Origin of the sequence: Pseudomonas koreensis (genome assembly GCF_036668835.1) — a bacterium.
GTDB classification, from domain to species: domain Bacteria; phylum Pseudomonadota; class Gammaproteobacteria; order Pseudomonadales; family Pseudomonadaceae; genus Aquipseudomonas; species Aquipseudomonas koreensis_I.
On the sequence record NZ_JAZEVW010000003.1, the window covers coordinates 1 to 12782 of the forward strand.

The following is a 12782-nucleotide window of genomic DNA, read 5'->3' on the forward strand; positions in this document are numbered from 1 at the left end:
TTCGAAGATTTCTTCAACAACTTCAACCACTTGCGCTTCCGATCTCTCGTCAGCGGGAGGCGAATTCTACAGCGTTACACGCTGCTGTCAACACCTCTTTTTCAACTTCCTTTCGGCTTCGATGAACTGAAGCCGCTTGCTGTCGAAACCTACTTAACTCATTGAATCTCAAGGAGTTTTCCGTTTCGACTGCGCCGGAAGTGGGGCGAATTATAGACACCTCAGATCTGCCGTCAACCGTTAATTTCGCTTTTTATTCAATCACTTGCAGATCGATCAAAAAACGATCAAAAACCGACTCCTTCTATATAGAGGGAATCGTCACAACACCCCGGCCATCTTCAAATCCGCCACCGCACCCGCCTCCAGGCCCAGCACTCGTCGCAATACTTCAAGCGTGTGCTCACCCAACAACGGAGGCGCGTGACGATACTCGACAGGTGTCTGCGACATACGAATAGGACTGGCCACCTGAGGCACCATCCCGGCCAACGGGTGCGGCAACTCTATCGCCAGCCCACGCGCCCTCACCTGCGGATCCTCAAACACTTGGGACAAATCATTGATCGGCCCGCACGGTACGCCGGCCAGCTCAAGCTGAGCAACCCACTCGGCAGTGGTCTTGAACACGGTTGCCTGGCGAATCAATGGAATCAGCTCCGCCCGGTTGGCCACGCGCAACTTATTGGTCGCAAAGCGCGGATCATCTGCCCACTGCGACTGCCCAGCCACTTCGGCAAACTTGCGGAACTGCCCGTCGTTACCGACGGTAAGAATGAAGTCGCCGTCCGCTGTAGGGAAATCCTGATAAGGCACGATATTCGGATGCGCATTGCCCAACCGCTTTGGCGCATTGCCCGTAGTCAGATAGTTCATCGCTTGGTTCGCCAGACAAGCCACCTGAACATCCAGCAATGCCATGTCGATGTGCTGACCACCGCCGTCGTGATCCCGATGCGCCAGCGCCGCCAGTATCGCCACCGTCGAATACAGCCCGGTGAGAATGTCCGTCAATGCCACACCCACTTTTACAGGACCGGCCCCGTCATCCCCCTCAGGGCGACCGGTCAGGCTCATCAGCCCGCCCAAGCCCTGAATCATGAAGTCGTAGCCGGCGCGTTTGGCATAAGGCCCGGTCTGGCCAAAACCGGTAATCGAGCAGTAGATCAGGTTCGGATTGATTGCCTTCAACGACTCATAGTCGAGCCCATAAGCTGCCAAACCCCCGACCTTGAAGTTCTCGATCAGGATGTCGGACTTGGCCGCCAGTTCACGCACCAGTTTCTGCCCTTCGGCACGGGTGAAATCGATGGTTACCGATTGTTTGTTGCGGTTGGCGGACAGGTAATAAGCCGCCTCCGACGTATTCTCGCCGTAGGCGTCCTTAAGGAACGGCGGTCCCCAGGCGCGCGTGTCGTCGCCATTGCCCGGGCGTTCGACCTTTATCACCTCGGCGCCAAGGTCGGCGAGAATCTGCCCGGCCCACGGCCCGGCCAGCACTCGCGACAAATCCAGTACCCGCAGATGCGACAGCGCGCCCATGGTCGCTCTCCTGTTAATAGAAAGCCTGCAGACCGGTTTGCGCGCGTCCGAGGATCAGCGCGTGGACGTCATGAGTACCTTCATAGGTATTCACCACTTCCAGGTTGACCAGGTGACGAGCGACGCCGAACTCATCGGAGATACCATTACCGCCGAGCATGTCGCGAGCCATGCGAGCAATGTCCAGCGACTTGCCGCACGAGTTGCGCTTCATGATCGAAGTGATCTCGACCGCCGCCGTGCCTTCATCCTTCATCCGCCCCAGACGCAGACAGCCTTGCAGGGCCAGGGTGATCTCGGTCTGCATGTCGGCAAGTTTCTTCTGCACCAATTGGGTTGCCGCCAAAGGGCGACCGAATTGCTGGCGATCCATAGTGTACTGGCGAGCGGTGTGCCAGCAGAACTCGGCAGCCCCCAACGCGCCCCAGGAGATGCCGTAACGCGCGGAGTTGAGGCAAGTGAACGGGCCTTTCAGACCGCGCACGTCCGGGAAGATGTTTTCTTCCGGCACGAACACGTTGTCCATGACGATCTCGCCGGTGATCGATGCACGCAGCCCGACCTTGCCATGAATCGCCGGAGCGCTCAGACCCTTCCAGCCTTTTTCCAGGACGAAGCCACGGATGTCGCCGGCATCGTCTTTCGCCCAGACCACGAACACGTCGGCAATCGGGCTGTTGGTGATCCACATTTTCGCGCCGGTCAGGCTGTAGCCGCCGTCGACTTTACGTGCACGGGTGATCATCGCGCCCGGATCGGAGCCATGATTTGGCTCGGTCAGACCAAAGCAGCCGATCCATTCGCCGGAGGCCAGTTTCGGCAGGTACCTCTGTTTCTGTGCTTCGGTGCCAAATTCGTTGATCGGCACCATTACCAGTGAGGACTGCACACTCATCATCGAACGGTAGCCGGAGTCGACACGCTCCACTTCACGAGCGATCAGGCCATAGCTGACGTAGTTCAGGCCGCTGCCACCGTACTGCTCAGGGATGGTCGCGCCCAGCAAACCCACTTCGCCCATTTCGCGGAAGATAGCCGGGTCGGTTTTTTCATGACGAAAGGCTTCGAGGACGCGCGGAGCCAGGCTCTGCTGAGCGAACTGTTCGGCGGTATCGCGGATCATGCGCTCTTCTTCGGTGAGCTGTTGATCCAGCAGCAGGGGATCGATCCAGTTGAAGCTAGCTTTACCGCCCATGAGTGTGTCCTCGCAAATCGACTGAATTAACGTGGCATTGATCCTAGGCGCGGTTCGCCGTCGGGGCAAACGAGGATTTCGCATCCTGTTGTGCTAATTTCTCACTTCGAAACGTCGCGAAAAGCCAGTTATGCGGCGCATTAATGAGGTTTTCGTACATGCGCAGAAAGATCCCCAGCACCGCCGCACTGATCAGTTTCGAAGCGGCCGCTCGCCATGAAAGCTTTACCCGCGCCGCGCAAGAGCTTTCCCTCACTCAAGGCGCCATATGCCGACAGATTGCCAGCCTTGAGGACTTCCTCAGCGTTGAACTGTTCCGACGCTCGCGGCGCGGAGTAAAACTGACCGAGGCGGGACTTTCCTACAGTCGCCGGGTCGCGACGCAACTCGACGCCGTCGAACGCGACACCCTGTCTGTCATGGGGCAGCAAGGCGCCAACGTAATCGAACTGGCGGTAGTGCCGACATTCGGCACGCAATGGCTGCTGCCGCGCTTGAAGGATTTTCAGTACAAGCACCCGGAAGTCACGGTCAACCTGACCAACCGCACCCGGCCGTTCCTGTTTGCCGATACGCAATTCGATGCGGCGATCTACTTTGGCGATGCCGACTGGTCCGGTACCGAATCCCACAGGTTGATGGGCGAAAATCCGATGCCGGTGTGCAGCCCGGCCCTGCTCGGCGACCGAACGCTTCTGAGCGCGGACGCCATCGCCGAATTACCTTTGCTACAACAGACCACCCGCCCCTACGCGTGGCGTCAATGGTTCAACTCGCAACAGCTGAATATTCCCCGCGACATGACAGGCCCACGCTACGAGCTATTCTCCATGCTCGCCCAGGCAGCCATGCACGACATGGGGATTGCGCTGATTCCACCCTTCCTGATTCAACGAGAGCTGGCGGAGAAACGTTTGGTGATCGCCAATCACCAGGCGCTCTCCAGCATCAAGGCTTATTACCTGATGATTCCAGAGCGAAAGGTCGAATCGGCATCGCTCAAAGCATTTCGTGACTGGCTGTTACAGCAGGCGCAGAGCTACAGCCTAGAAGAATAGCGGCTTTGAGCAATTACTAACCCCGTAGTCAGAAAAAATGAAGCCCTACAGATATAAGTATTTGTCGCTATTTCTACGACCCCATCCGAAAGTCGTACAGACGTCCCATAAGCTCGGTAAGACGTGGCTTTGAGCCTTCATTGGCGACACATTGCTGCCTATTCACGTCACCTATCAGAAATTTTTCAATATTCAGCCAGAATCCTTGCAGGGCACGGTCTGCAAGGGATTCAACTGGCCATCTGCGACATTCGGTCACGGCATGACTTGTAGTTAATTTTCCGTCACCCGTCATAATCCCTTGAAGGGCATAAAGTTCGCCTGCAAAATGCCGCGCCCCGCCCTGTTTTGGCGGGATCGTGCTGATCGGCCGCCCCAGTCGCACCATCCGCAGTGCCTGGGTTTACTCAATAAGATCACGCAGGAGATTTGACGTGCACATTGGTGTTCCTCTCGAAACCCAGACCGGTGAAACACGGGTTGCTGCAACCCCGGAAACCATCAAGAAGCTGATCAGCCAAGGTCATAAGGTCACTGTGCAAAGCGGCGCCGGCATTAAAGCCAGTGTCGTAGACAGTGCCTATGAAGCGGCCGGCGCAAGCATTGGCAGTGCCAATGATGCGTTTGGCGCCGAGCTGATTTTGAAAGTGGTCGCCCCGAACGACACCGAACTGACGCTGATACGGCGCGGCGCGGTATTGGTGGGCATGCTCAACCCTTTCAACAACGAAACCATCGCCAAAATGGCCGAGTGCGGGATTACCGCGTTCGCCCTCGAAGCGGCGCCGCGCACCTCTCGCGCGCAGAGTCTCGATGTGTTGTCGTCGCAGGCGAACATTGCCGGCTATAAGGCGGTGTTGCTGGCCGCTCACCACTATCCACGCTTCATGCCGATGCTGATGACTGCGGCGGGTACCGTGAAAGCGGCGCGCGTACTGATTCTTGGCGCGGGCGTGGCCGGGTTGCAGGCGATTGCCACGGCGAAACGTCTTGGTGCGGTGATCGAAGCGTCTGACGTACGTCCAGCGGTAAAAGAGCAGATTGAATCCCTCGGCGCCAAGTTCGTTGACGTGCCTTACGAGACCGATGAAGAGCGCGAGTGCGCGGTCGGTGTCGGCGGTTACGCGCGGCCAATGCCGGCGAGCTGGATGCAGCGTCAGGCCCAGGCCGTGCATGAACGCGCCAAACAGGCGGACATCGTCATCACAACCGCGCTGATTCCGGGCCGCAAGGCACCGACGCTGCTCAGCGCGGAAACCGTGGCGCAGATGAAACCCGGCTCTGTGGTCATTGACCTCGCCGCCGCTCAAGGTGGCAACTGCCCGCTGACCGTGGCTGATCAGGTCGTGGTCGAGAATGGCGTGACCATTGTCGGCCCGACCAATCTCGCCGGTGAAGTCGCCGCAGACGCCTCGGCGCTGTACGCCCGCAATCTGCTGGACTTCCTCAAGCTGGTGTTCACCAAGGAAGGCCAGTTCGACGTCAACCTCGAAGACGACATCGTCGCCGCGTGCCTGATGTGCCGCGACGGCCAAGTCATCCGCAAAAACGCCTAAGCAGGGATTCAGACGATGGAAGAGCTTATCTCCCCCGGTATCTACAACCTGATCATCTTCGTGCTGGCGATTTATGTCGGTTACCACGTGGTCTGGAACGTTACGCCTGCGCTACACACGCCGTTGATGGCAGTCACCAACGCGATCTCGGCGATCGTCATCGTCGGCGCGATGCTCGCTGCTGCATTGACCGTCACGCCGCTGGGCAAAACCATGGGCACGCTGGCCGTGGCACTGGCCGCGGTCAACGTCTTCGGTGGCTTTCTGGTCACCCGCCGCATGCTTGAGATGTTCAAGAAGAAAGCCCCGAAAGCAAAAGAAGAGGCGCCGAAGTAATGAGCATGAATCTCGTGACGACGCTCTACCTGATCGCGTCGATCTGCTTTATCCAGGCCCTCAAAGGCCTGTCGCACCCGACCACTTCGCGGCGCGGCAACCTGTTCGGCATGCTTGGCATGGCACTGGCAATCATCACCACGGTTGGCCTCATTTATAAGTTGGGCGCTGAGCTGGCGACCGCCGGCATCGGTTACGTGATTGTCGGTCTGCTGGTCGGCGGCACCGCTGGTTCGATCATGGCCAAACGCGTTGAAATGACCAAGATGCCGGAACTGGTTGCGTTCATGCACAGCATGATCGGCCTCGCTGCGGTGTTCATTGCCATTGCCGCCGTGGTTGAGCCGCAATCGCTGGGTATCGTCAAACAGTTGGGCGACTCGATTCCGGCGGGCAACCGTCTGGAGCTGTTCCTCGGTGCAGCCATCGGTGCGATCACTTTTTCCGGTTCGGTGATCGCCTTCGGCAAGCTCTCGGGCAAATACAAGTTCCGCCTGTTTCAGGGCGCACCGGTACAGTTCGCCGGGCAACACAAGCTCAACGCCGTATTGGGCCTGGCGACACTGGCACTCGGCCTGACCTTCATGTTCACCGGCAACCTCACCGCGTTCGCGCTGATGCTGGCCTTGGCGTTCGTGATGGGCGTCCTGATCATCATCCCGATCGGCGGCGCCGACATGCCAGTAGTGGTGTCGATGCTCAACAGCTATTCGGGCTGGGCAGCGGCGGGTATCGGTTTTTCGCTGAACAATTCGATGCTGATCATTGCCGGTTCCTTGGTGGGCTCGAGCGGGGCGATCCTCTCGTACATCATGTGCAAGGCGATGAACCGTTCCTTCTTTAATGTACTGCTCGGCGGTTTCGGCAACACGGCAGACGCGGGCCCGGCCGGCGCCAAAGAAGCACGTCCGGTGAAATCCGGCTCCGCTGATGACGCCACTTTCCTGCTGACCAACGCCGATACCGTGATCATCGTTCCGGGCTACGGTCTGGCAGTAGCGCGGGCCCAGCATGCGCTGAAGGAGCTGACCGAGAAGCTGACTCACCGTGGCGTGACCGTGAAATACGCGATCCACCCGGTAGCCGGGCGGATGCCGGGGCACATGAACGTGCTGCTCGCTGAGGCCGAAGTGCCTTACGATCAGGTGTTCGAGATGGAAGACATCAACTCCGAGTTCGGTCAGGCCGACGTGGTACTGGTGCTCGGCGCGAATGACGTGGTCAACCCGGCCGCAAAGAACGATCCGAAATCGCCGATTGCCGGCATGCCGATTCTCGAGGCGTTCAAGGCCAAGACCATCATCGTCAACAAGCGCTCGATGGCCAGCGGCTACGCCGGTCTGGACAACGAACTGTTCTACCTGGACAAGACCATGATGGTGTTCGGCGACGCGAAGAAAGTCATTGAAGACATGGTCAAAGCGGTCGAGTAATTCACCGCTGCAATAGCGAACGCCCCGACTTGTCGGGGCGTTTTTGTTTACGCGAAACACCGGACAATTTGCCGCGTTGTTACAGATCCGGTAACGGTGTTTTACTTGAAAGCCGCGAAATAGACGCCTCGTTTGCGACCTTGGTAGCGGGACAGGCGCCCGTCAAATTCACTAGACTGCGCATCCTGCTACTCGTTGCCCGAGATAATCATCCATGTACCGTGACCGTATTCGCCTGCCTTCGTTGTTGGACAAAGTGATGAGCGCTGCCGACGCCGCTGCTCTGATTGAGGACGGCATGACCGTCGGCATGAGCGGCTTCACCCGCGCCGGCGAAGCCAAAGCCGTTCCTCACGCATTGGCCGAGCGGGCCAAGGTCACGCCGCTGCAGATCAGTCTGATGACCGGCGCCAGCCTGGGCAACGACCTCGACAAACAACTGACCGAAGCCGGCGTGCTGTCGCGGCGCATGCCATTTCAGGTCGACAGCACCTTGCGCAAGGCGATCAATGCCGGCCAGGTGATGTTCATCGATCAGCACCTGTCAGAAACCGTAGAACAATTGCGCAATCAGCAACTGAAGCTACCGGACATCGCGGTGATCGAAGCCGTGGCCATCACCGAACAGGGGCACATCGTCCCGACCACCTCGGTCGGCAACTCGGCGAGCTTCGCGATCTTCGCCAAACAGGTGATCGTCGAAATCAACCTGGCGCACAACGCCAACCTCGAAGGTCTGCACGACATCTATATCCCGACTTACCGCCCGACTCGCACGCCGATTCCGCTGGTGAAAGTCGACGACCGCATCGGCAGCACGGCGATTCCGATCCCACCGGAGAAGATCGTTGCCATCGTCATCACCCAGCAGTCGGATTCGCCGTCAACGGTATCGACACCTGACGCCGATACCAACGCCATCGCTGAACACCTGATCACCTTCTTCAAACAGGAAGTCGACGCCGGTCGCATGACCAACAAGCTCGGCCCGCTGCAGGCCGGGATTGGCAATATTGCCAACGCGGTGATGTGCGGCCTGATTGATTCGCCTTTTGAAGACCTGACCATGTACTCGGAAGTACTGCAGGACTCGACTTTCGACCTGATCGACGCGGGCAAGCTGAGCTTCGCTTCGGGCAGCTCGATCACGTTGTCGGAACGTCGCAACAGCGATGTGTTCGGCAATCTGGAAAAATACAAGGACAAGCTGATCCTGCGTCCGCAGGAGATCTCCAACCACCCGGAAGTGGTTCGCCGCCTGGGCATCATCGGCATCAACACAGCGCTGGAATTCGATATCTACGGCAACGTCAACTCCACCCACGTCTGCGGCACGCGGATGATGAACGGCATCGGCGGCTCCGGCGACTTCGCGCGTAACGCGCATCTGGCGGTGTTCGTGACCAAATCGATCGCCAGGGGCGGTGCGATTTCCAGCGTGGTGCCGATGGTCAGCCACGTCGACCACACCGAGCATGACGTCGATATTCTGGTGACCGAGATTGGCCTGGCCGATCTGCGTGGCCTCGCGCCCCGCGAGCGCGCACGGGTGATCATCGATAACTGCGTGCACCCGGACTATCGCCCGGCGCTAAACCAATACTTCACGGCGGCCTGTGCCATCGGTGGTCACACCCCGCACATCCTGCGTGAAGCTTTGAGCTGGCACATGAATCTGGAAGAAACCGGGCACATGCTCGCGGTGTAATCACACAGATATTCGCTGGTGCAAACACAGTTTGCACCAACCGAGATCGGCGAACACTCTTCAAATGTCAAAAACTGTACTGCTGTACTGGTCTTTTCCTACGGTAATTTCCTGCTCATTCCGCGCAACCGGGCAGAAACGCACCATCTCAGTGCAGACAGGTACAGTTTGCTCGATTTTGACCCGTACACCACCTATAAACAGTTAACTGGTCACTCACAATACAGTGCAACTGTATCTAGAGAGACTAGGCAAACGAGAGGATCATGGGCACCAGTCAAACCACTACCTGATCCCGCCACAAGCGGAAGGATGTCAACCATGGAACGTACACTCAGTTCCGAACTGTTCTTCGAAGACAAAGCTGAAAAAACCCAGGCTTCCCTGCCTCTGCGCGTTATCGCCAACCTGATGCTGTGGCAGCGCCGCATCTCCAGCCGCCACCAACTGGCTCGTCTGGATTCGCGTCTGCTGGCTGACGCCGGTATCAGCGAAGCACAACGCTACGAAGAGCTGAGCAAGCCGTTCTGGCGCTAAGCAGCGTCGCTGGCTCTGGTCGCCAAGACCTACCGCCAGCAACCCGAATTGAACAAGCAGAACCCGTCGTGGGAAACCACGACGGGTTTTGTCGTTTAAGTGCTCAGAGTTTCTCAGGGCGTATGATTTCAACCGTACCAGTACAATTTTCGTCATCATTAATTTCTTAGGTACAGTTGTGCATTTACACAACCGCAACGCTGGCCATCACTGGGCGAATCGCGAGCGGCAGCCTAATATCCACACAGAACGTGGCGAACGTTAAGCATCTGGCGTCTGACTCCTCAGATACCGAGCCACCTCTCACTACGGTTTATCCAAAGGAGTTCCACATGACCCGTCTTCGTCTGTTCAGCGCCGCCGCCCTGCTGGCCGTGGCTGCCAATGCCAGCGCCACCAGCTTCATCGTGACTACCGACGCCGTGGTCGGTGCGTTGAAATCCTCCTCCGATGCGACTTCCGACGTCACCTCCTCCTTCCGCGACGACAAGATCGTTCTCGCCGCCCGTGACGACGCGGCGAGCTTCGTTGCCAGCCAAGGCGATATCCGTGGGGTGAAACTGGAAAGCGCGCTGGATCACATCCGTCATCAGGCGCCACAGCTGCAAGCGACCGACGCGCAACTGGCCCAGGCCATCCTGACGCTGTAAGCGCATCAAGCATTGCGGGACACGCCAGCCGTGTCCCGATGTTTCAACGCTGGCTCTGGCCCGGGATTTTGCGCTAGCCTTCAGGCTCGTTAACAGTTGTCGAGTCCCATGCGCTTTCTTTCCAATCCGCTCATCTGCTCTGCTTTTTTAACCGCCTGCTGGGCAACATCGGCCGGCGCCTTTGACGCGTTCAATGCATCTACCCAAGGCACCGTTGTCAGCGCTTACGCGACCAGCATGGTGTCTTCCGCGCCGTTCGACCGTAAACTGCTGCTCGCTGCCCACGATGACGCTGCAGCCTTCGTTGCCAGTGACGGTGAATGGCGAGGCGCCCGGCTCGAATCCGCGCTGCATTACCTGCGAAAAAAACGGCCAAAACTTCATGCCAGCGACCTTGAACTGGCAGAAGCAATTCTCGTCCAATAGTTACCTTGTCCCTTTCGGAGTCGTTCCATGCGTAGCCCGCTGATTGCTGCCGCCCTTGGCCTGTTTTTGTTGGCCGACGTGGCCCAGGCGCACACCCTGGTAGCCACCAGTAACATCATCGTCCGCGCCTCCCAGCGCACCATCGATTTCACCTCCGATACCACCACCTCGATTCGCGATTCGAAAATCATCCGCGAAGCCCATGACGACGCCGCCAGTTTCGTCGCGACCAACGGTGATATCCGTGGCGCGCACCTGGAAGCCGCCATCAATACCCTGCGCACGCGCGTGCCCGAAGCGCGCGACGCCAGCGATCAGGTGCTCGCCGAAGCCATCCTCGCACTGTGAGGTCCATTGGCGCCTGGCTGCTGGCCGGCGCGTTGTTGCTGCTCGGCAACAGCGCTCACGCCAGCCTGCAATTACGGCTCAAGACCGACGGTATGAGCCCCGCCGAACAACAGGCCAGCCAGGCGCTGATCGATGAGGCGATGCACAAGTTGCCGCCGAGCTTCATCGAGCGGCTCGATCGGCGGATCGACGTCGGCTGGACCGACGACATGCCCGCCAACGCTTACGGCCAGGCCACGCTGGTGGCTGAGCTCGACCTGAATCGAAAACTGCTCGCCGGGCTTACGGATGGCAGCGCCGCCAAAGAAAAGACCAATCGCCCCCATGGCACCGTGCGTCAGGAACTGCTCGCCACGGTGCTGCATGAAATCACCCACATCTACGACCGCGCCCGCCTGTGGCCAGATGCCGAGCGCACGCTGATCCAGCGTTGCACCCGGCGCTTCGACAGTGCCGGGCTGATCGGCATTCCGGATGAATGTCGTGGGCAAAATGGCCGACGCTTCACCCTCAGTGATGATCCGCGGCTGCTTGATCTGGCCGGCTGGCAGCAATACGTCGGCCGCCGAGGGGAGCGCGAGCAACATAACCGCCAGATCGCACGCAGCCCCGACCTCTACGAAGTGTCCAGCCCGAAGGAATTCGTCGCGGTCAACATGGAGTATTTCCTCCTCGACCCGAGCTACGCCTGCCGCCGACCGGCGCTGTATCGCTATTATCGCGACCACTTCGGCTGGGCGCCGCCTACCCGAGACACCTGCAGCAAAACTTTCGCTTTCCTCAATGCGGGCAACGACTTTGCCAAGCAACCCTTGGGGCAGGTCGATCCGGAACGGGTGTACGCCGTCGATTACCTGCTGGCCGAGGCCAATCAGAACTGGGTCAGCCGCTGGGGTCACAGCATGTTGCGCCTGGTCATCTGCGCACCGGGTCGCCCGCGCGGGCCGGATTGCCGCCTCGATCTGGACCAGCATCTGGTGTTGTCCTACCGCGCCTTCGTCGGCGATGTGCAACTGTCGAGCTGGGACGGACTGGTCGGCAAATACCCGTCGCGCCTGTTCGTATTACCACTGGCGCAAGTGATCGACGAATACACCAAGACCGAATTGCGCAGCCTTGCCTCGGTGCCGCTGAACCTGTCCCGCGAAGAAATCGAAGGCGTGGTCGAACACTCCGCCGAAATGCACTGGAGCTATGACGGCAACTACTTCTTTCTGTCCAACAACTGTGCTGTGGAAGGCCTGAAACTATTGCGCAGCGGCAGCAACAACGCGCAACTGATCGGCCTCGACAGCATCATGCCCAACGGCTTGCTGGAAGTGCTCAAGGGTCGTGGTTTGGCCGATACCAGTGTGCTGGACGATCCGAAAGAAGCCTTGCGCCTCGGTTACCGCTTCGACTCGTTCCGTGATCGTTATCAGGCGATGTTCGACGTGTTGAAGAAGCAGTTGCCGATCAAACAGAACACCGTCGAAGAATGGCTATCGCTGTCCGCGGAAGAGCGCCGCGCGTGGTTCGAGCGTGCCGATTTGCGCACCAGCGCTGCATTGCTGCTGCTGGAGCAAGCCAGCTTCCGTCGTCAGTTGTTGCTGGCCCAGGACGAGGTCAAGCAGCGTTACCTCGGTGCCCGCGAACTGGAAAACGGCGGCATGGACAAGGCCAACGCGACCTTGCAGGAAATTCTTGCCAACAGCGGCTTCCTCAGTCGACCGGCGGAGCTACTCGATGCCAAGGGTTACGGCCTGCCGCAGCCGAACGAGTTCGGCCGACTCGAAGCGGAAAGCAGTCAGCGGCAGAAAAAGCTGCTGGCCCTCTCTGGCGATCTGGATACCGAAGTGCGCAAGCTGCTGGAGCCCAAACGCGCTGCGGAGATTGCCGCCAGCGAGGCCAACGTGAAGCAGATCGGCGAGCATCTGCGCAAACTGCACAAGGCGTCGGGCGGGCTTGAATTGCCCTAAAACAAAAAGGCTTCAGAACACAGTTCTGAAGCCTT

The 12782-nt window shown here is 58.8% G+C and carries 12 protein-coding genes; 10 read left to right on the top strand and 2 right to left on the bottom strand.

Going from position 1 to position 12782, the window contains the following annotated elements; genetic code table 11:
• Positions 1-321: 321 nt before the first annotated feature.
• Both V6F91_RS09180 and V6F91_RS09185 read right to left on the bottom strand, forming a co-directional pair.
• Complete coding sequence (locus V6F91_RS09180; protein WP_332763653.1) at positions 322-1542, bottom strand: CaiB/BaiF CoA-transferase family protein; 1221 nt, start codon at positions 1540-1542, stop codon at positions 322-324.
• Between the two features lie 13 nt (positions 1543-1555).
• Entirely contained in the window at positions 1556-2737 is a 1182-nt protein-coding gene (locus V6F91_RS09185) for an acyl-CoA dehydrogenase (protein ID WP_332763655.1), read from the bottom strand.
• A 158-nt stretch (positions 2738-2895) separates the two neighbouring features.
• Here V6F91_RS09185 and V6F91_RS09190 point away from each other — a divergent pair, with 158 nt between their 5' ends.
• The 10 genes from V6F91_RS09190 to V6F91_RS09235 all read left to right on the top strand — a co-directional run bounded on the left by V6F91_RS09190 (position 2896) and on the right by V6F91_RS09235 (position 12747).
• Positions 2896-3795 (top strand): LysR family transcriptional regulator, encoded by a 900-nt coding sequence (locus V6F91_RS09190; protein WP_332763657.1) that lies wholly within the window; start codon positions 2896-2898, stop codon positions 3793-3795.
• Between the two features lie 434 nt (positions 3796-4229).
• The gene (locus V6F91_RS09195; RefSeq protein WP_332763658.1) at positions 4230-5351 is read left to right on the top strand and encodes a Re/Si-specific NAD(P)(+) transhydrogenase subunit alpha; all 1122 of its coding nucleotides are present in this window, start codon (positions 4230-4232) and stop codon (positions 5349-5351) included.
• A 15-nt stretch (positions 5352-5366) separates the two neighbouring features.
• Complete coding sequence (locus V6F91_RS09200; RefSeq protein WP_003220416.1) at positions 5367-5687, top strand: NAD(P) transhydrogenase subunit alpha; 321 nt, start codon at positions 5367-5369, stop codon at positions 5685-5687.
• Positions 5687-7120 (top strand): NAD(P)(+) transhydrogenase (Re/Si-specific) subunit beta, encoded by a 1434-nt coding sequence (locus V6F91_RS09205; RefSeq protein WP_090288044.1) that lies wholly within the window; start codon positions 5687-5689, stop codon positions 7118-7120. The genes V6F91_RS09200 and V6F91_RS09205 overlap by 1 nt, the downstream gene beginning before the upstream one ends.
• Positions 7121-7334: 214 nt before the next feature.
• Entirely contained in the window at positions 7335-8828 is a 1494-nt protein-coding gene (locus V6F91_RS09210; protein WP_332763663.1) for an acetyl-CoA hydrolase/transferase family protein, read from the top strand.
• Between the two features lie 321 nt (positions 8829-9149).
• Positions 9150-9365, top strand: coding sequence for a DUF1127 domain-containing protein (locus V6F91_RS09215; protein WP_011058498.1), 216 nt, complete (start codon positions 9150-9152; stop codon positions 9363-9365).
• 332 nt (positions 9366-9697) lie between these two features.
• On the top strand, positions 9698-10015 hold the full coding sequence (locus V6F91_RS09220; protein WP_332763665.1) for a DUF2388 domain-containing protein: 318 nt from the start codon (positions 9698-9700) through the stop codon (positions 10013-10015).
• 108 nt (positions 10016-10123) lie between these two features.
• Positions 10124-10441: a DUF2388 domain-containing protein gene (locus V6F91_RS09225; RefSeq protein ID WP_332763667.1), complete on the top strand. Its 318-nt coding sequence runs from the start codon at positions 10124-10126 to the stop codon at positions 10439-10441.
• 27 nt (positions 10442-10468) lie between these two features.
• The gene (locus V6F91_RS09230; RefSeq protein ID WP_122604763.1) at positions 10469-10789 is read left to right on the top strand and encodes a DUF2388 domain-containing protein; all 321 of its coding nucleotides are present in this window, start codon (positions 10469-10471) and stop codon (positions 10787-10789) included.
• Entirely contained in the window at positions 10786-12747 is a 1962-nt protein-coding gene (locus V6F91_RS09235; RefSeq protein ID WP_332763674.1) for a DUF4105 domain-containing protein, read from the top strand. The genes V6F91_RS09230 and V6F91_RS09235 overlap by 4 nt, the downstream gene beginning before the upstream one ends.
• Positions 12748-12782: the final 35 nt, after the last annotated feature.